12 protein-coding genes are annotated in these 20,946 nt (G+C 48.1%); all 12 read right to left on the bottom strand.

Translation table 11 applies throughout. From position 1 onward, the window contains the following. Positions 1-69: 69 nt before the first annotated feature. Entirely contained in the window at positions 70-9,291 is a 9,222-nt protein-coding gene (locus ACO53F_RS03950) for a Cna B-type domain-containing protein (RefSeq protein WP_485137391.1), read from the bottom strand. Positions 9,292-9,602: 311 nt separating this feature from the next. Then, positions 9,603-10,316, bottom strand: coding sequence for a 5'-methylthioadenosine/S-adenosylhomocysteine nucleosidase (mtnN, locus tag ACO53F_RS03945; RefSeq protein ID WP_485137390.1), 714 nt, complete (start codon positions 10,314-10,316; stop codon positions 9,603-9,605). Beyond that, the gene (locus ACO53F_RS03940) at positions 10,316-11,170 is read right to left on the bottom strand and encodes a MetQ/NlpA family ABC transporter substrate-binding protein (protein ID WP_485137389.1); all 855 of its coding nucleotides are present in this window, start codon (positions 11,168-11,170) and stop codon (positions 10,316-10,318) included. Before ACO53F_RS03940 ends, mtnN begins: the two co-directional genes overlap by 1 nt. Positions 11,171-11,623: 453 nt before the next feature. Continuing rightward, a complete protein-coding gene (locus tag ACO53F_RS03935) occupies positions 11,624-12,775 on the bottom strand; it encodes an iron-containing alcohol dehydrogenase (protein ID WP_485137388.1) in 1,152 nt (383 codons plus the stop codon). A 33-nt stretch (positions 12,776-12,808) separates the two neighbouring features. Further along, on the bottom strand, positions 12,809-13,237 hold the full coding sequence (locus tag ACO53F_RS03930) for an RbsD/FucU family protein (RefSeq protein ID WP_291454007.1): 429 nt from the start codon (positions 13,235-13,237) through the stop codon (positions 12,809-12,811). Then, the gene (locus tag ACO53F_RS03925) at positions 13,238-14,728 is read right to left on the bottom strand and encodes a rhamnulokinase (RefSeq protein WP_485137387.1); all 1,491 of its coding nucleotides are present in this window, start codon (positions 14,726-14,728) and stop codon (positions 13,238-13,240) included. A 34-nt stretch (positions 14,729-14,762) separates the two neighbouring features. Next, positions 14,763-15,824, bottom strand: a complete 1,062-nt coding sequence (locus ACO53F_RS03920; protein WP_485137386.1) for a substrate-binding domain-containing protein — start codon at positions 15,822-15,824, stop codon at positions 14,763-14,765. Positions 15,825-15,919: 95 nt separating this feature from the next. Then, positions 15,920-16,903 carry an ABC transporter permease gene (locus ACO53F_RS03915; protein ID WP_070756093.1) on the bottom strand — a complete coding sequence of 328 codons (984 nt, stop codon included), beginning with the start codon at positions 16,901-16,903 and terminating at the stop codon, positions 15,920-15,922. A 24-nt stretch (positions 16,904-16,927) separates the two neighbouring features. Then, positions 16,928-18,424: a sugar ABC transporter ATP-binding protein gene (locus ACO53F_RS03910; RefSeq protein ID WP_454920633.1), complete on the bottom strand. Its 1,497-nt coding sequence runs from the start codon at positions 18,422-18,424 to the stop codon at positions 16,928-16,930. Continuing rightward, positions 18,421-18,798: a PTS lactose/cellobiose transporter subunit IIA gene (locus ACO53F_RS03905; protein ID WP_485137385.1), complete on the bottom strand. Its 378-nt coding sequence runs from the start codon at positions 18,796-18,798 to the stop codon at positions 18,421-18,423. Before ACO53F_RS03905 ends, ACO53F_RS03910 begins: the two co-directional genes overlap by 4 nt. Beyond that, positions 18,791-19,099: a PTS sugar transporter subunit IIB gene (locus tag ACO53F_RS03900; RefSeq protein WP_023391013.1), complete on the bottom strand. Its 309-nt coding sequence runs from the start codon at positions 19,097-19,099 to the stop codon at positions 18,791-18,793. The genes ACO53F_RS03905 and ACO53F_RS03900 overlap by 8 nt, the downstream gene beginning before the upstream one ends. A 78-nt stretch (positions 19,100-19,177) precedes the next feature. Next, on the bottom strand, positions 19,178-20,944 hold the full coding sequence (locus ACO53F_RS03895) for an L-fucose isomerase (protein WP_298076978.1): 1,767 nt from the start codon (positions 20,942-20,944) through the stop codon (positions 19,178-19,180). Between the last annotated feature and the right edge of the window lie 2 nt (positions 20,945-20,946).

Genomic DNA, 20,946 nt, shown 5'->3' with positions numbered 1-20,946 from the left:
GCGAGCCCCTTTCCTGCTATTCAGGAAAGGGGCTCACCTATTTTATAGCTTGCTTCAAATTAGAAGTCTTTAATTCTTAGCTTTGACCTTGCGATCTAAGGCTACAATGGCCATGGCTAAGCCCATGAGGCTGGTAGCTAACCAGAAGAAGCTGTCGCTCTCACCGGTCTTAGGCAATTGACGTCCACCTGGACGGTTATTTTGGCCTCGAGAACCATTGCCACCAGAATGTTCGTTGGATTGACTAACATCTGGGTCGCTTGATTCTTGGCTTGAAGCTGGATCATTTGAAGTCTCGCTTGAGCTTAAGGAACTAGCGTCACTTGAAGCTTCACTTGAGCTTGAAGCACTCGATTCACTTGAATTTTCGCTTGAGCTTTCTGAGCTAGACTCGCTTGACTCTTCCTTAGCCTTAACATTTGGTTGGTAACGTGCAGTCACGCTAATACCAGATTCATGTTGGAAGACTACCTGAGCAGCTTGTGGTTTACCCACAAAGTCCTCATTTGGTTGGAAGGTCACGAGGCCGGTTAATGGATCCACAGTGTAAGTCCCAATTTGCTTGCCATCTGCATCCAGAGCTGGCACAGAGCTTGCATCGGTTGGTGCTTGAGTTGCTGGATCTACTAAGCGGGCTGGTTGGCTAGCACTTGGCGTGATAGCTTGGCCGCTGGCTTGATCTCTAGCTCCTAGCTGTCCAGTTTGAGCCTTGCCTTGCACATCTTCAGATTCAGCGTCAACTGGTAGGATATCTAAGACATGCGGTGTGTAAGTCCCTTTGGCTGGAGTGCCGTTAGTATCCACACGGACGATGACAACTGGACTTGCTGTGCCGACGAAGTTAGCTTCTGGTGTGAAGGTGATGGTTCCGTCGTTGGCTACTTCATAAGTACCTTGGTCCTTCACTGTCAACTTCTTGCTACCATCTTCGAAAGTTGGCGCAACAGCTGGATCAATTGGCACTTGGTCGTGACCAGGCGTAAAGCTTGGCTTACCTGTTTGGACTTGGCCCTTGTTGCCATAAGACTCAACTTGGTTACCAGTTGGCGTTACAGGTGTCACAGTAGGTGTGTAAGTGGCAACAACTGCAAGGTCTTGATCATTACTAAATTGAACCTGAGCTGGAAGAGGAGTTCCGACAAAGTCCTTATTAGGTGTAAAGGTAACTTGACCTGTTAGGCGGTCTAGGACATAAGTTCCGACTACTTTACCGTCAGTATCCTTAGCCTCTAACTGATCATTGGCTACTGGTTTTTGAGTTTCTGGATCTAATAAACGAGCTGGTCGCTCAGCACTTGGTGTCAGCGCCTTGCCTGTTGCTTGATCTTTTGCACTTGGTTTGCCAGTTTGTACCTTTCCTTGGATGTCTTCAGAAGTCGCATTTTCTGCTACTAGGTCTAAGACATGTGGCACATACTTACCTTCTGCTGGAGTCCCGTTGACATCGCGACGGATGATGGTCACTGGATCTGCTGTCCCGACAAAGTCAGCTTCTGGAGTGAAGGTAATCACGCCCTCTGGCGTTACGGTGTAGGTTCCTTGACCGGCAACTGTCAATTGGTTCTGACCGTTGCTGAAGGTGGCTGGCACGGTATCATCCATCGGTACGCTAGCGTCCCCTGGGGTAAAGCTTGGCGTACCTGTTTGGGCTTGACCTTTCAGGCCATAGCTTTCTACTTGGTTACCGCTTGGTGTTACGCCCGTTACACTTGGCGTGTAAGTCGCAGTCGCTGGGGTGCCGTTAGCGTCTTTGGCTTGAACAGTAACTGGGTCTGGAACTCCTACGAAGTCTTTCTTAGGTTGGAAGGTGACCGTGCCAGTCAGTGGATCCAAGGTGTAGGTCCCGACTTCTTGGCCATCCTTAGTAGCTGGAAGGCTAGTTTCAGTCACTGCTTTACCTGCCACTACGAATTGAGCTGGTTGATCTGCATCAATCTTGATTGGCACATCAGGGTGTCCTGGTGTGAAGCTTGGGGTGCCAGTTTGACTTGCTCCTTGTAAGCCACTTGAAGTTGCTGGACTACCACTTGGCGTAACAGCTGTCACGATTGGGGTATAAGTAGCTGTCGCTACTGTCCCGTTGACGTCTTGACGTTTGACAGTGACAGGGTCTGCTGTCCCGACGAAGGATTTTTCAGGGACGAAGGTCACAGTGCCATCTTTGGCAACCGTGTAGGTCCCTTGCCCTTCTACCTTCTTCTCAGTAGAACCATCTTCGAAGGTAGCGTCAACTGTGTCATCCATTGGTACCTTATCTGACCCTGGTGTAAAGACGAGGGTAGCAGATTGGGTCTTACCTTGAATGTCGGTTGTAGTTTGATTGTCACCACGTGGTACAACGGCAGTGACGGTTGGGGTGTAGCTTGCCTTGGCTGGCGTGCCGTTAGCATCTTTGACCTCAACTTGGATTGGATCTGGGGTACCAACAAAGTCCTTGTTAGGTTGGAAGGTGACGGTCCCAGTCTTAGGATCAATGGTGTAGGTCCCGACGGTCTTGCCGTCTTTGACAGCTGGTAAGCTAGTCTCATTGACTGCTTGACCTGTTGTAGGATCTACCAAGCGAGCAGGTTGCTCATCATTAATGGTAATTGGCACATCTGCATGGCCTGCTTCAAAGCTTGGCGTACCTGTTTGAGCTTGACCTTGCAAGCCTTCTGAAGTGACCCCAGTTCCGGTTGGCGTAACAGGTGTCACGGTTGGGGTGTAGGTAGCAGAAACGGCTACCCCGTTAGGGTCTAGTACTTGGATAGTAGCTGGTTGAGCTGTCCCTACAAAGTCCTTGTTAGGTTGGAAGGTAATCAGGCCTGTCTCAGGAGTGAGTGTATAGGTCCCGATAACCTTGCCATCTTTGTCCTTGGCGTCGATTTGGCTAGCATCTGAGACTGCACCATCAACCACAAATTTAGCTGGGTTTTGCGCCGAAACTTGGATAGCTTGATCCGCCCCACCATTGTTAGGGTCTGGGTTGTAGGTGAATTCTGGCTGGCCAGTTTGAGCCTTACCTTGGATATCTTGACTTACCTTGTCAAGGCCTTGACGGCTAGTTGGCAAGACAGTTGGCGTGTAGTTAGCCTTTGCTGGGGTCCCGTTGGCATCCTTAACTTGAACTGTCACAGGATCTGGTGTCCCTACGAAATCCGCTTTAGGTTGGAAGGTTACTTGACCTGTCTTAGGATCTAAGGTATAGGTCCCGACTTCCACGCCATTTTGCATAGCTGGCATGCTGGTTTCAGTCACTACTTGGCCACCTACAAAGAATTGTGCAGGTTGCTCATCATTAATGGTGATTGGCACCTTGGCATCCCCTGGCGTAAAGACAGGTTGACCAGTTTGGCTAGCCCCTTGGAGGCCACTTGAGGTAACGTCCTTACCAGAAGGCGTCACGCCCGTTACATGAGGTTGATAAGTGGCGGTGACCGTCACATCATTAGTGTCATGCGCTTGGATAGTAGCTGGAACTGGTGTGCCGACATAATCCTTATGCGGTGTGAAGGTCACTTGACCTGTCTCAGAGTTGAGCTTGTAGGTCCCGATCGTTTTACCATCGGCATCCTTGGCATCAATTTCTTTTTCTTGAACCACTTGACCGTCAACTACAAAGACTAGGCTGTTCTCTACCAGTGGCACCGTGACAGCTTGGCCGTCAATTTGTGCTTGGCCTGGTGCGAAGCTTACAGTCCCTTCTTGGACTTGACCTTGTACATCAGTAGTTTCAGCATTGGTTGAAGTTGGGGTTGCATCAACAACGGTTGGGGTATAGGTCGCTTCAGCTGGCGTGCCGTTCTTATCCACGCGGACAACGGTTACCGCTTGGGCTTGCCCTACAAAGTTCTTCTCTGGAACGAAAGTAACTGTTCCATCAGCTGCCACAGTGTAAGTCCCTTGGTTGTCTACCTTGAGGCTTTCGACCAATTGACCTTGGGCATCCTTCAATTTAGCAGGCACCTGATCATCCATTGGCACATCTGCATGGCCTGGTTGGAAGGTTACTTGCTTACTTTGGCTAGCGCCACGAATACCGGTTGAGGTCGCAGGTAGCCCGACGGGTTTTACGCCCGTAACATGTGGCGTGTAAGTAGCCACAACAGGCGTCCCGTTCTCGTCCTTGGCTTGGACTTGAACTGGTACTGGGTCACCCACAAAGTCCTTGTTAGGCTGGAAGGTTACCTGGCCATTTTGGTTAAGGGTGTAGGTCCCGATTTCTTTACCGTTAGCATCTTTGGCTGGAATAGTGGTCTCAGTTGAAACTTGACCATCTACCAAGAATTGGAGGGAGTTAGCCGCAATAGGCACAGAATAATCTTGGCCATCTACTGCGGTCGTCCCTGGGGTAAAGGTTAATTGTCCTACTTGTTCTTTACCTTGAATGTCGGTTGTTTCAGCATCCTGTGCACTTGGTTTAACGGCTAGGACATGTGGAATGTACTTGCCACGTGCAGGGGTGCCATTCTTGTCGACACGAATAACGGTCACACCGGTGCCGTCGCCGACAAAAGTTCTCTCTGGAGTGAAGGTGACGGTTCCGTCTTTGGCAACACGGTAGGTCCCTTCTTTAGGAATGGTGATTTCTTTCTCGCCATTGTCAAAGACTGCGTCCACTTGGTCGTCCATTGGCACTTGCTCATTACCTGGTGTAAATTCTACCAAGCCAGATTGCTCATGTCCTTGAACGTGAGTGGTTTCCTTGGTGCTTCCGCTAGGCACTACACCTACGACGGTAGGAGTGTAGCTAGCATCAGCCGTCATGTCGTTGGTATCCCAAGCACGCACAATAGCAGGTGCCGCGGTCCCAACAAAGTCCTTGTTAGGTTCAAAAGTGACTTGACCACTTGCTGGATCAAGTGTGTAACGTCCGATGACCTTCCCGGCCGAATCTTTGGCATCGATTTGGGTTTCTTCGGTTACTGCACCATCCACTACAAAGCGTAAGCTATTGTCCTTAAGTGGCACTGTATAATCAGTCCCACCAACATTGGCAGTTCCTGGAGTGAAGGTCAAGGTAGTGCTTTGAGTCTTACCTTGAATATCTTGGGTTTCCTTGTCTTGGCCACTTGGTTCAGTCCCGACGACTGTTGGTGTGTAAGTCGCAGTCGCTGTCTTGTCATTAGTATCGCTGACTTGAACAGTCACTGGATCTGGCGTGCCAACGAAGTCTTTCTTAGGTTGGAAAGTTACTTGACCAGTCGATTGGTCTAAGGTGTAAGTCCCGACTTCCACACCACCACTAAGGGCTGGCGTTGAAGTTCCGTCAATGGCTTGCCCATTGACTACTAGACGGTAGCTGTCAGCCTTAAGTGGTACTTCTACCTCTTTACCCCCAATGGTAACTTTACCAGGTGTAAAGCTTGGCGTGCCGGTTTGGCTAGCGCCTTGAATGCCTTGTGAAGTGACATCTTGCCCTGTAGGCTGTGTCCCTAAAACATTTGGCGTGTAGGTCGCAGTCGCTGGCGTGCCATGTTCGTCTTCAACCTGAACCTTAACTGGATCTGGTTGACCTGTAAAGTCTTTATTAGGTTGGAAAGTTACTTGACCCGTTGCTTGATCAAGTGTGTAGGTCCCGACTTGTTGGCCATTTTTCAGAGCCGGTGTCGAAGTAGCTTCCGTTACTTGGCCATCTACCACTAGGCGATAGCTGTTAGCCTTGAGCGCCACCGTAATTGGTTGACTATTAATGGTGACGGTCCCTGGTGTAAAGTTAGGAGTCCCGGTTTGGCTAGCGCCTTGAATGCCTTCTGAGGTCACATTCGCCCCAGTTGGTAAAGGTAATTTGTTGGTAATAGTAGTGGTGTTACCGTTAGACACGATTTCCTTGTAGTAACCAGCTGGTACATTAAGCTCATCCGCGCTATACTCAATCTCTTTAACGTTGGTGATGATTGGTAGGTCTGGAATGGTAATTTCCCAACGGTCCGCTTCTGTGATATCAAGTGGATCACGGTAGTCTTGGCCGTTTTGCTTGAGCTGAACCTTGATTGGAACTCGCTTGCCTAGACGGTTATTGTCGTCTTCCCACTTCTTAACGACATAGTAAGGACGAACCTTACGTTCATTGGTAATCTCGTAGACATGCTCGTCTTCATCTGAGCCAGGGTTAGTAGCATCATAAGAAGAAGTGATATTGTAGTCCAAAGCATAACGATCTGGTAACACTTCTCGCACATCGTAATCCGTCACGTTAGGATCTAGCAATTGGCCATTGTCCAGACGCTTGAAGATCCCCTTCCAGCCATTAGCTTCGTTCAGGGTCATGCTTGCTAAAACATCGCGTGGTTGACTCTTACGGAATAGTTCAAAGACTACTTGGTCTAAGTTTTTCTCTTTGACCCATTTCTTAGCAACTGGAATATACTGTGGTAATTGGTTAACAACCGCATTGGTATCCCCGAAGCTAGTCAAGTCATTGGCATCCCGGTTGGTTGAGAAGAAGTTAGTTGCTTTCTCACGGTTAATGTAGCCGTTAGTGTAGGCAGGTGCCTTCATTGGCACATTGAAGTTGATGATTTCACCCGGCTCTACAACTTGACCTTGGTTCAAGACAATCTTGATAGCTGTTACCTGGGTAAAGTCAGCGACTTGATCAGCCGTCATCCAGCCATCACGCCCTACTTCTTGACCCGCATTCTTGGTCATGTCAGCAGCGGTATGATAGTAAACCGTGTATTTCTCTGGCACCGTTAGTGGCCCAGTTAAGAGGTTAGAGAATTTACTTGTATTCACATCCCCACTATATGGTAGGCGGTCATACAAGACAAAGTGTCTCATTGGCAGAACTGAGAAGTTCCGTGTTTGCAGACGATAGTCGAAGGCTTCATCATAGTCAGTAATAACTGGTTTGGTATGGAAGCTTTCCCCTTTGCGGCGAATGTATTTAGTAGAAGCAATTTCGGATGGTAGGTTAACTGTAGTCACTGAGGAAGCCCCGATTAATTGAGCTGGTGTCTTACCATTGACTTGAATACCGAACTTATTATCTACTAAAGAAGTAGATTTGATGCCATCAGGGAGTGGGTCATATTCATCAGAAATGAAGTAAGCATGGTTATCTTCGTTATTATTAGCATTCTGAATCTTACTTGGAATGGCCCCTTCATTGATGGTCCCTTCTACTAAGATTGGGAAGTTAGGTTTTGTCTCTGAGAAGGCTGGGATAGTCCCTAAGTCGATAATGACAGCCGTCCGACCCGAGTTGTTATAGTTTTCCACTACTTCAACATTCTTAATTTTGCCCTTGTCAGCTGCTAATTCTTCACTAGCACTCTTGAAGGTTACCCCTTGAGGTAAGATATCAATAAACTTGGCGTTACGATAGGCACGGGCCGGCGAAACGACGAAGTTAGAGAAGACTAGACGATAAACAACTTGCTCACCTAAGGTGCCTGTTTGGTTGACTTTGGTGGTTTTGTCGAATTGAACCGTCTCTTCTAGTTTATCAGCGATAAAACGAGCTGATGAGGTCAACTGTCTAGGTCTTACTTCTGAGCCGTCCTCTGTTTCCAAGGCAACATCTAAAGTAGCCGTGTTGTTATAGAACTTTTCGTCTGTTAGAAGCTTAGTGTTATATGGGTCTAAGAGGCGAGTCCGGTATTGCAAGGCAAAACCAGTGGTTGGCATATGTTTCTCACCTGCGGGCAACTTAATCCGAATTCCCTTGTATTTACGGGTAGCGGCTACAGCCTCGGTATCTTTAATTTCCCCACTCTGGACCTTGGCAACCTGTTCTTGAACTTGAGCCCAAGCTTGGTCATCAATATTCTCAATAGAACGCTTAGTACGCGATAGGGTATCGATATAGGTTTCACTGCCATCTTCCCCAACCCCATAAATTTCTAGTGGAATATTTAAGGTCCCGCTCACGGTCAGGCTGTATGGGTACATACGTGAATCCAATTGGGTATCTTCCATGACCAGTTGCGATACAGGCAAAGCAGATGTATTCCGGAAGGCTAAACTCCAGAAGGCTTCCACCACATGGTTGGCTTGTGGCTGCAAGCGGAGTCGGCTAGCATTATTGGCAATCTTACGGAACATGCCGGCAGGCACCAATTCGCTAGTCAAGGTAAATGGCACATCATCATTCAAGACAGTAGCAGGTTCCGATGGCCCTTGTTGGTAAGGAGTCATGGTTAATTCCACATTATTCTTGTGAACGATTTGCTTGTTACCATTTTTATACTTAGCATTTGGGAAGGACAAACGCAGACGTACATTCCGCAAGGTTGTCTCTGCCCCACCTGAAGCTGGGTCTGGGTTGGTTACCGTATAAGAAACCGTCCCATCACCATTATCAGTCCAGCCTGGGTTTTTAGCTGGGTCAAAGGTTGCGGTCAAGGTCTGGCCGCCTACCCCTTCATAAGTAGGAAGGGTATCCTTGATAACAATGGTTTCATAGGAACGATAGGTTTGATTAGCCCGGTATTCCTGAATAGTTTGGTTGGTAATCCCTTGTGGTGACAAGAAGAAGTAGAATGGCACGTCAGAGGCCTTACTGTTAAGGTAGTCCCCGCCATCAGTCTCCCCACCATAGACGTCTTGTTGGACAAACATATCTAAGGTGTTACCTTTAACTAATTTTTGCAGTTGTGGCTTATCTGCTTTGACATTGAAGGTCAAGTCAGAAGATGGACCTGCAATGACACGACGGTCTGCTTGGCGAATGGCCACCCGAGGTTGAACACTATAACCGTCTGGTGTTAAGCGATCCTTAAATTTAATACTAAATGGGAAACTCCCTGAGGTTGTCCGATCAATGGCGTTAAGAGGAACCGTCAAGAGGTAGTTGTCCCCATCTTGAGTCAGAACCCCAGCTGCCTTGGCCACCCCACCGGCCGTTGCTGCCATGGTCTCCACATACTTAGCAGGGACCCGAATCTCAACATAGGCACCCTCTAGGGTATCATTGAGACCTGAACCATCGACTGCCACTTCCCCAACGTGGGAGCTAGTGGTGTACTTAGCGTCTGTCCCGGTGTTGTTGTTGAGGCTCATTTTTAAAACCCCGTTGACATCTGCGGAACGAAGACCTGTTGAACCAGACTCACTGCTTGATTCCTGACTGGATGCTTCTTGAGCTGGAGCCGCAGGTTCTTGGTTGGTTGGCGTTGGATTTGGTGTCACCTCCTCCGTCTTGATTTCTTCTGAGCTGACAGGTGCCACGATAGGGGGCGTGGTTGATTCGTCAGCACTTACTTCTTGCGCATAAGTCACCACAGTTGGCAAAAGTGTCCCCACAATTAAAAGGACTACCGCCAAAATCTGGTAGAACTTACGCATAAATTGACTTTTCAATTTCATTAAACCCTTCCTTTCTTTCAGAATCGTTACGAACAATAAAATCTTTCGACAACTCATTATACACTATCAGAATAGGATTTCCAATAGCTTATGTTAAGATTTCAAAGGCAATATCTGCTAGTTATTTTTATGAATTATTACGATATTGTTGCGACAGTAATAGTCTATACATGTAAAGTGAGCAAGACCGCCTTTTATGCCTCTTTTTTTAAAATGATTTTTTGACAACCCAAACAAGACAAAAGCGTCCTATAGCCCATTGTCGCTCCTTTAGAACAAATAAAAAGCCGAGACCTGAGTCTCGACTTTTCTTAGTTTTCTTGATAGAGAACAGTCAGTACCGCATCAAAAGCGTTCTGAGCAGCTAGTGCCAGACTATCCTTGAAGAGTTGAGGAGCATGGGCGCCAACATGATCAGAGATGCCCCGAATGTTGAGAACCTGACAAGCTGAACTTGCTAGGACCTGAGCTAGGGCGGCACTCTCCATATCAGAAGCTAGGAGGCCTGGTTGCCGTTCCAGGATTTCCGCTACCCTCTGTGGATCGCTCATAAAAGAATCTGACGTCGCAATGGTGCCCACATGAACCTGATAGGACTTTCCTGCCCCTTGGAAATGGGCCAGCAGATTAGTCAGCAAGTCAGCTGCAACCGGGTAATGGGCTGGCATTTGTGGCACCTGCCCCCAAGCGTAATCGAAGCCTGTAGCATCCACATCGCTATAGACAAAACGGTCACTCACGACTACGTCACCTAAGGCCACGCTTGGCTCAAAGCACCCCGTCGACCCAGTATTGATGACTAGGTCTGGCCTTACCTGGCTTAAGAGCCAGGCAGCGCAGGCGGCAGCATTAGCCTTTCCAATGCCAGACTCTACTAAGTAGAGCTGACTAATCTCGGTCCCCTCAGGTGGGTTGACCGCTTCTATGCGAGTCTTAGCCTGTTCAAAGACTAGCTGCTTGGCTCCAAAATGTTGGCGGAAAGGCGCCAACTCTTCCTGCATGGCGGCTACGATGGCTACTTTCATTATTCAGCTTCCTTCCAGACATCTTTAATGTCTTTTTTCACTTCTACCTTGGTACCCTCGAATTTTTCCTTAATGAATTCTTGGACCTTAGGAGTGTGGTAGAGTTCCACTAGTTTAAGTAGCTTCTCGTCTTTCTCGCGGCCTTTCTTGACGGCGATAACGTTAATACGTGACTTGGTTGAGTCGTTGATTTCTTCCTTGTAGATGGCATCCTTGAGAACGTTAAGGCCGCCTTCCAAAGCAATGGTGTTACCGATAATGGAGAGGTCCACATCGTCTAAGACCCGAACCGCAGTGGTGTCATCAATTAATTTGAATTCTAGCTTCTTAGGGTTTTCAATGACATCATCGGGTGTCCCCACGCCATCATCAAAGTCAGGTTTGAGCTTGATTAGCCCAGCTGATTCAAGCAAGCGCAAAGCTCGAGTAGTGTTGGCTGGGTTATCAGCCAAGGCCACCACAGCTCCTTCCTTGACTTCCTCAATCTTCTTGTATTTCTTAGAATAAATCCCCATTGGCTCGATATAGGTTGTCCCAATCGGTACCAAAGCATTGTCGGATTCCTTATTGAAGGCGTCTAAGTAACCCAAAGACTGGAAGGCATTGGCATCCACGATACCATCCGCTACAGACTTGTTAAGTGGCAAGCCCCCATCAATTTCTTTGACCTCAATCTCTAGGCCTGCTTTCTTGGCTTCTTCTGACTCAGCAATGAACTTCCAGACATCGTAGTCAGAGCCAATACTGCTGACCGTAACCTTAGTCGCAGCAGATGCAGGCAGGGCCGCGCCAAATAAGCTAAGGGCAGCGAGTGTGGTAAGGGTAATTTTCTTGGCAAAACTTTTAATGGACATATGTGATTCTCCTTTGATGGCTGATTTTTGACGGGAGAAGACAAAAAAAGCCCGTCCTCCCCTAGGGAAAAGGACGAGCGTCACTCGTGGTACCACCTTCATTCACCCTGCCGTCACCGACAAGGCCTCTGTGAGTCCGCTAGGACTCTGTCATGGTAACGGGTGCCCCCGTGCGTTGGTTTAAGCCAAGCGCCCACTCTGAGACCATTTGTAAGGAGATCCTAGGCTTGCTTCCACCCGCCACAAGCTCTCTAGACAAGGATTGATCCCTACTCTTCTCTTCAACGTGTTTCCTATGTTTTCACTATACCTAAGTCCTAAGCCAGGGTCAAGCTATGCTGTTAGACGAAAAATCTAGCATGTGTTATAGGCAATAGTTATAAGGCTCCCATAAACTAAAACAAGCACCCCAACTTGGCCATGGGGTGCTTATCAATCTTTGCTAGTTAGGTCCTAGAAGAGTTCCTTATAGAAGGCAATGGTTTCTTCCAAGGTTGGGGTGAATGGGTTACCTGGTGCGCAGGCATCAATCATGGCATTCTTGGATAGATATTCGAAGTCGAAGTCTTTTTCTTCAATACCTAGTTCGGTTAACTTCTTAGGAATCCCCACTGTTTCAGACAATTTTTCGATTTCACTAATAGCATAAGCAGCGCATTCTTCATCTGATTTACCTTCAACTTGTAAACCTAAAGCCTTAGCCACATCACGGAAGGCCGCTGGTACGCGCTTAGCATTTTCACGTTCGATCACTGGTAATAACATGGCACAGCAGACACCGTGTGGTAAATGATAAACTGCCCCTAGTTGGTGAGCCATGGAGTGGACGTAACCTAAACCAGCGTTGTTGAAGGACATACCACCTAAGAAGATAGCGTTGACCATGCCTTCACGGGCTTCGATATCATGCCCATCCTTCACTGCTCGTGGCAAGAATTCCTTGATTAATTCGATTGCCCCGATCGAGAGTTTCTTGGTGACGCCATAAGCACCTGGTGTTACCAAGGCTTCTACCGCGTGAGTCAAGGCATCCATACCGGTTGCAGCCGTTAGAGCTGCTGGTTTAGATACCATTAATTCAGGGTCGTTAACAGAGATCAGCGCCAAACTATTCTTGTCAACCATGACCATTTTAACCTTACGTTCTTCGTCGGTAATGACATAGTTAATGGTAATTTCAGCAGAAGTCCCAGCCGTTGTGTTGATGGCCACAACTGGCAAACCTTTCTTAGCTGATTTGTGCAAACCTTCGTAGTCTTGAGGCTTACCACCATTGGTTGCCATAACCGAGATACAGCTAGCTGCGTCTTGTGGTGAACCACCACCGAGTGAAATAATGAAGTCACAGTTGTTTTCTTGTAAGGCCTTAAGACCATCCCAGACATTCTTACATGAAGGGTTAGGATCGACATCTGAGAAGACTACATAGTTGATTCCTTCTGCATCTAAAGGTTTAGTCACCTTAGGTAAGATATCGCTAGAAGCAATGAAGGTATCCGTTACTAAGAGAGCTTTCTTGTAGCCTAATTCTTTGACGTAAGAACCAACTTCATTAATCACCCCTTTACCGATTAAGTTAATAGCTGGTACATAAAATGTTGACATAATTGTTCACTCCTATTGCAATTTTTGACGTGGCTAGAGCACGCCTTTTTTCAAAATGATATTGCCGTATAGGGCGGTCTCCCCGCTTTGGATTACGAGATAAGCATCTTTGGCTTGTTCATAGAAGGCAAACCGCTCGATTTCTTTGATTTGATAGCCTTGGTCTTGGGTCTGACGGTCTAGGATGGCCTTGTAGTCCTCCCAGATGACCGGAACCGTTGGGTCCCCTGGCACCACCTGCATTAGACCTGCTTGGTAATCACTGTAAGGATCCAAAGGCAGGAGGGTCAGAATGGCGTCCAAGAGTTCTGGAACCCCATGACCATCAGCGCGAATGACACGCTGGCCCAAGCGATGAGCCGGGAAGTTGGCGTCCGCAATGACTAATTCGTCTCCATGACCCATTTCCATCAAATATTTGACTAAGTCTGGACTCAAAATAGCTGGTATATGTTTAAGCATTTATTGACCACCTTTCGTCAATTCTAGGTAGCGAGCATAGATTTGGTCACGATTAGGCAAGTCCGCTACCTCATAATCATGTGTTGTTTCACTGTTTTTAATTAAGGTTTGGGCCTCATGGCGGGTCTTAATCTCACCCAAGGTCAAGAGTTGAGCTAAGATATTGCCCAGGGCACTGCCCTCAATAGGCCCCGTCCGGACAGGACGCCCGGAGAAGTTAGCCGTTAACTGACAGAGCAAGCGATTTTGAATCCCGCCGCCCACCATATGAATGGCGTCGATGCTTTGGCCAGTCAGTTGCTCCAACTGATCCAAGGTCTGCCGATAAGCAAGGGCCAAACTTTCTAAGACTACTCTGACCACATGTCCCTTGGTTTGAGGAACCGCTTGGTTGGTCAGACGACAACGTTCCTTAATCTTAGCTTCCATATCATGAGGCGAAGCAAAAATCGCATCATTTGGATTAATCCAGGTTTGGTTGTCGGTCACTGCTTGAGCTAATTCGGCCATTTGAGCGAAGGATAGTTCCTCACCCTGCAAGCGCCAATCACGTTGCAATTCTTGCAGAATCCACAGGCCAGTGGTGTTCTTGAGCAGACGATAGCGACCGTCGAAGCAGCCTTCATTGGTTAAGCCAGCTTCATAAGCAGCTGCACTCAAGACCGGTTGATCCGACTCCAAGCCTACCAAGGACCAGGTCCCGCAAGAGATAAAGGCCGTTGGTTGGTCGCTGGCATAAGGGATAGCCAACACAGCCGCGGCTGTATCATGGCCCGCCCCTGCGATCACGTCAAAAGGCTCAATCTTGAGCTCTTGAGTAATGCGTGGCGATAATTGGCGCAAGATGCGCCCGCCTTTGGTCACTTGCCCGAACCAGTCTTTTGGAATCCCGAAGCTGTCTAAGACCTTGTCTTCGAAGCTCCCCGGGTGACTGGATGATAACAAACCTGAGGTGCTGGCAATCGTATATTCGGTTGCCGCTACCCCACAGAGTAGATAGTTAATCAAATCCGGCATAAAGAGGACCTTTTGGGCGATTTGCTTGAGATGTGGTTTTTCCTGCAAGTCCGCATAGAGCTGTAGGACCGAGTTGATGGTCGCTGGCTGAACCCCCGTCAAGTCAAAGAGCTTTTCTGGCGCCATAGCTTGATAGAAGTCTGCTTCATAAGAACCCATGCGGTTATCACGATAGCAGTGTGGCAGGTAAATCATATCTCCCGCTTGATCCAAATAGGCATAGTCGACACCCCAGGTATCTACCGAAATAGAACGAATGGGAATATCATCGACTTGAGTCGCCTTCTTGATGCCGCGTTTGATTTCGTTTTGTAAGTGTAAAATATTCCAGTACAAGCCATCATTGAGGCTGACCGGTTCGTTAGCGAACCGGTGCACCTCAGTGAGTTGGAGGGTCTGTCCATCATAAATGGCTTGCATTACGCGACCTGAGCTCGCCCCCAGGTCAATGGCCAAAAGTTTCATGCGCGTCATGGCATTCGCCTCCACTAGAGTTTACATGGTTTTCTTATTCATATAAGAGGGCTTTGATTTCATCAGAGTCGATGTTCTTAGCGTCATACCACTTGGACCCAGTATCCACGTCTTTGACTTCTTTACCTTGAGCTGCTTCAACTGCTAATTTCACTGCTTGGTAACCGATTTGGATTGGGTCTTGGGTAACAGAACCAACGAAGATACCTTTACGGATAGCATCTTGTTGGAGTGCCCCAGAGTCAAAACCAACTGCTAAGATCTTGTCTGCTCCTAATTTGGATTCAGAGAAACCACCGTTAGCGTTGATGATGGCCTTGGCTGCAAATTCGTTAGAACCATAGATCGCAATAGTATCTGCTTTTTCTAAGACAGTAGAAGCTTCTGTCTTACCAGCCGCATCGTCTACTTGAGCAGGTACCCGTACTTCGATAATGACTTTGGCGTCTGCTTCCGCTACATCGTTCTTGAACTTATCGTGACCGACAACGGCTACTTTAACGCCCTTCTTCTCAAAGAGTTCGACCATCTTGTCGATGAAACCAGAAGTACGTTGCGTGATAGAGAGTGAGTTGGCTTCTTGAGAGATAACCCCAATACGAACTGGTTTGTCTTTGACCTTACCTTCTAACATTGGGAATAGGTGTTCAGCTGCATTCCCACCTGCTGCGTGGTTGTCAGTTGAAGCAGTTGCCTTAATCGCCCCTTCTGGTGCCCCTGGAACCCCAGAGTCAAACCCAATGATTGGAATGTTTTTGCTGAGCGCCATGTTGATAGCATCTAATTCAGCTTCTGTATCCAAAGCTGCTAAAGCAATGGCTTTAGGGTTCTTGTTAATGGCGTTGTTCAATTGTTCCAATTGTTCTGCAATCGCTGTTTCGTTTTGTGGCCCAACGAAGTTGATCTTAGCACCTAATTCGCTAGCAGCTTTTTCAGCCCCTTTGTTAACAGCTTTCCAGAAGTCATGTTGGAAACCTTTGGCGATAACTTCTACGCGGGTTTCTTCAGCATGTGCAACGAAGCCAGTGCTGGAGACACCACCCAAGGTTAATAAGGATGCAAAAGCTGCGATAGCAAGTTTAAATGACTTTTTCATAATAGGTTGCTCCTTTTTTTTGTGTATTTTAGAGTTGTGACCCATGACCTTAATCCCTCATAACGACTAGGCCATAGCCATCTGACCCCTTGATCCTATTTTTTCTTGTTTTGACGAATCAAGATATCGGAGTAGACTGCGATAATCACGACGAAACCAGTAATGAATAATTGGTAGTGTGGTTGTAAGTCGATATATGGCAAACCAATCTTGAGGACTGACATAATGAAGACCCCAATAATGGTCCCAAGTACTGACCCGACCCCACCGGCCAAGGAAGTACCCCCGACCACGACACCGGCGATGGCATCAAGTTCCATCCCGTTCCCGGTACCTGGTAAGATAGTAGAATAAGTCGCTGCATAGGCAATCCCTGCTAGACCTGCGAAGAGACCACTGATGACATAAGCCATGGCTTCCCATTTAATGACGTTAACCCCAGATAAGCGGGTTGCTTCCTTGTTAGACCCGATGGCGAAGATATAACGCCCAATCTTAGTCTTATTAAGGACAATGGCAGCGATGATGGCGATGATAATGAGGACAATCAAACCAGTTGGGAAGTTTTCCTTGGTCCGGAACAAGTCCTTGTACCAGCCTTCGCCTGTACCCCGTAATGGGAAGGTCACACTCTGAACGTTGGAGACGATGGAAGAAAGCCCCCGTGAAATCATCATGGTACCTAAGGTCGCAATAAATGGTGGCAAACCGAATTTGGCAATCAGAATCCCGTTAAATAAACCGAATACACCCCCTATCACTAAGATTGCCAAAAGTGAAAGCCAGAGTGGCCAGCCTAGTTTGGTATGAAGGACCCCACCAATAATGGCCGAGCACATCATCACCGTCCCAATTGATAAGTCAATCCCTGAGGTAATGATAACGAAGGTTACCCCAATGGCTAGGAACCCAATGTAGTAAGACGCATCTAAGATGCTGACCGCTGTATCAAACGAGCGGAAGGATTCGCTGGAAATTGCGAAGAAGCCAAAGATGACAATCAGGGCAATCAGCGCAATCAGCTTTTGTAAGCCAACTGTTTTTTCTAGTTTCATCCATAAGGACTGTTGATCTTTCATGCTTATACACCTCTATCTGCTAGTCTAGCGGTCAGTCGCCAAGGCCAGAATCCGTTCTTGAGTTGCCTGGCTGATGTCGAGCTCACCGGTTTTTCTGCCTTCGCACATGACGACAATTCGGTCACTCATCCGCAAAACTTCGGTTAATTCTGAAGAAATCATAATGATGGATTTGCCTTGGGCAACCAAATCATTCATGAGACGGTAGATTTCACTCTTAGCCCCGACGTCAATCCCACGGGTTGGTTCGTCGAAGATTAGGATGTCACTGTTCTGTTCCAACCACTTAGCGATAACGACTTTTTGTTGGTTCCCCCCGGATAGGTTGCGAACCAGCTGCTTGGAGGATGGGGTCTTGGTCTTAAGAGAAGCGACGAAGCGGTCGCTGGCTTTGACGATTTCCCCATCGTTGATGAGACCCGAGTGAATGTAGGCATCTAGGTTAGTCATGACCGTATTGTTGGCGATGGTCATATCCACGATACAGCCATAACGCTTGCGGTCTTCTGACAGATAGCCAATCCCATTGGCAATGGCATCTTGTGGTGACTTGATGGTCACTTCCTTGCCCTTGATGCGGATGGTACCGCTGTCTTTTTGGTCTGCACCAAACAAGAGCCGCGCTACTTCGGTACGCCCTGCCCCCATGAGGCCAGAGAAGCCAAGAATTTCACCCTTGTGTAACTTGAAGCTGACGTCTTTGACACTGGAGCCAGCATTGAGATGTTCTACTTCAAGCACCACTGGCGCGTCCGGTGCCACCGTCGAGGCAGCCTTTGGATCTTCATAAATAGTCCGACCAACCATCATGGCGATAATTTCATCCTTGGTCGTGTCTTTGGTATTAACGGTTCCGACATATTCCCCGTCCCGCATGACCGTTACGCGGTCGGTAATCCGCGCGATTTCATCCATCCGGTGGGAAATATAGATAATGCCGACACCTTTGGCCCGTAAATCATCAATAATGACGAAGAGCTCATTGATTTCGGATTCGGTCAGGGCAGCTGTTGGTTCGTCGAAGACAATGACCTTGGCTTCCATGGATAGGGCCTTGGCAATTTCGACCATTTGCTGCTTACCAACGGTCAGGTTGCCCACTTTCTCTGAGGGGTTAATATCTAGCTTCAAGAGGTCAAAGAGTTCCTTGGCCTTCTTAATGCTAGCACCGTCGTCCAAGAAGAAGTGGTTCTTAACCGTTTCTCGTCCGATGAAGATATTTTGGGCCACACTCAGGTGGTTCATCATATTCAATTCCTGGTGGACGATGACAATCCCGGCATCCATGGCATCAATAGGACGAGTGAAGGCAACCGGCTTACCTTGGTAGAGGATGGTACCTTCGTTGGCACCGTATATCCCGGTCAGGACCTTCATGAGGGTGGACTTACCAGCCCCATTTTCACCCATTAAGGCATGCACTTCGCCGGCCCGTAAGTCGAAATCGACGCCCTTGAGCGCCTTGACAGGACCAAAGCTCTTGACGATGCCTTTCATTTCTAATATGACTGGATGACTCATGCAATTTCACCTACTTTTTGTTCCAATTTTTCTAACTTTTCTTCTAGGGTCTTGATGGTCTGAGCTTGGCCAATCAGGATATCGGCAACTTGCACCAATAAGTGGCTGTTCATAAAGTGATCCTGAGCATGAACGGCTAAGAGGCTGACAGGCGCTTCCTGGCCTTGAAGCTCCGATTGAATTAGACCCGTCTGAAGGTTATGCGCCTCCATATTGAGGGCTTGGGCTTGAGTCAACAAGTCTTGACTAGCCGCTGCATCTCCCTCTTGGGCGGCCTGAATGGCGGCCAAGACTTGACCTGTGGCCTTAGAGGATTTGAGAATCAGCTGCATCAAGGCTTGACTTGGGCTTGTTGCTTGGACTTCCTCACTCATGGCTGACGCCCATCAAGGTTTCGGCCTGACGGAGCACCGCTTCCCCTTGCATTAATTCGAAGTCTGAATCTGAAATGACCCCTACAGGGACAGATAGATTAGCCTTAGCTTTTTCTTCTAAATAGGCTAATTGTGGGCTGAGGAGTAAGACATCAATATTCTTGAGGTTGTTAATCCCGGTAATCCCAACTGAATAGAAAGAGTAGTCCAGTTGATCCTTGTGGATGGTTTCATTGATGCGTTCAACCAACATTGAAGTGGTCAGCCCACCCACGCAGGCTAAGATAATCGTTTTGGTCATGGTGACCCTCCTTTTCTTAAAGCAGCGTCCTGGGAGCTAGCTTGCTGAAACCCAGCCCCGCTGACGCCAAGTGCTTAACTACTTATGAATTGGGCCTAAGGTTTGGCAAGCGCGATAGTCTGCTGCTTCCAAATCTTCTGTACCGAAGAGACTCCAGTTCTTAGGACGGAAGATATCTTCTTCTGCTACGTTGTGCATGTTGACTGGAATCCGTAACATGGATGCTAAGGTGATCAGGTCTGCCCCAATGTGGCCGTAAGAGATAGCCCCGTGGTTAGCGCCCCAGTTATTCATGACATCATAGACAGAAGTGAAGGCACCCTTGCCGGTCAAGCGTGGTGCGAACCAAGTGGTTGGCCAGCCTGGATCGGTCCGGTTATCTAAGGTGTGGTGTACTTGGTCTGGCAATTCTAAGGTGTAACCTTCCGCAATTTGTAAGACTGGTCCCACGCCCTTGAGGAGGTTGAGGCGAACCATGGTCACTGGCATGCCACCCTTAGTCAAGAAGCGAGTTGAGAAGCCACCGCCACGGAAGTATTCGCGGTTAGCTGGTGGGAAGTCTGTGTTCGCCAACATGGCATCGACTTCGCTTTGTTCCAATTCCCAGAATGGCTTAATCACGGCTTGCCCATCACGACTTGCTTGGCCGGTACCATCGAGCGTACATGAGCCAGAGTTAATCAAATGAAGGAAACCATTCGCTGCATGACCTTCTAACTTATGACCGGTTACCCGTTCTACTGCTTCAGGACTCCAGTAGGTCCGTACGTCAGCGAAGATTTGTGGCGTATTGGTCAAGAGATAGTTGAAGAGCATGGACACGCCGTTGAGGGCATCATTTTCAGTGGCGAAGATATAAGGCTTACGGATACCGTTCCAGTCAAATTGAGTGTTAAGGAAGGTTTCCATGAAGTCCCCGTTAGGGAAGTGGTCAGTCCATTGACGTTGACCTTGGAAACCAGCCACTAGGGCGTGGTGGCCCACCGCTTCTTCTTCAAAACCTAGTTCTGCTAAGCGAGGGTTACCTTGCATGAGGTCGCGACCAATCATGAACATCTTAACGACGAATTCCCATTGTTTGGCTTTTTCTTCTGGTGAAAGAACTAAGTCTTGACGGTTGCGGTCTTGGCCTTCTTTGATATGAGCTTTAACCCAGGTCATGGCACGTTCAAATTCTTCTGGATCATAGATACCGCGGTCAATCCGACGGGTGAATTCAGTCATGTCGACCGATTCATTACGCATACCCAAGTATTCTTGGAAGAAGTCTGGGTCGACGATAGACCCGCCAATCCCCATGGAGACACTCCCCATTGACAGATAAGCCGTGTCGCGCATATGGCCGGTTGCTAAAGCAGCCCGCGCATAACGTAGAATCTTTTCCTTAACGTCAGCAGGAATTTCAGTATCATCGGCTTCTTGTACGTCGTGACCGTAAATACCGAAGGCTGGGATCCCCTTTTGCGCATGAGAAGCTAAAACAGCGGCTAAGTAAACAGCGCCCGGACGTTCAGTCCCGTTGAAGCCCCAGATGGCATGTGGAATATCTGGTGACATATCCATCGTCTCGCTCCCGTAGCACCAGCAAGGGGTCACGGTAAGGGTTGCACAGACATTGGATTTCTTGAAGAGTTCGTGAGAAGCGGCTGCTTCTGGCACCCGTCCAATCGTTGAAGGTGAGATAACACATTCAACCGGTTGGCCGTCAGGATACTTGAGTGTGCTGCTGATCAACTCAGCCACACTCTTGGCCATGTTCATGGTTTGGACTTCGAGGGATTCCCTTACGCCTTGGCGACGACCGTCAATTGTAGGGCGAATCCCAATACGTGGATGTTGACTCATGA

This window comes from Abiotrophia sp. (assembly GCF_057275535.1).
This window is presented reverse-complemented; position numbering and strand designations above follow the sequence as displayed.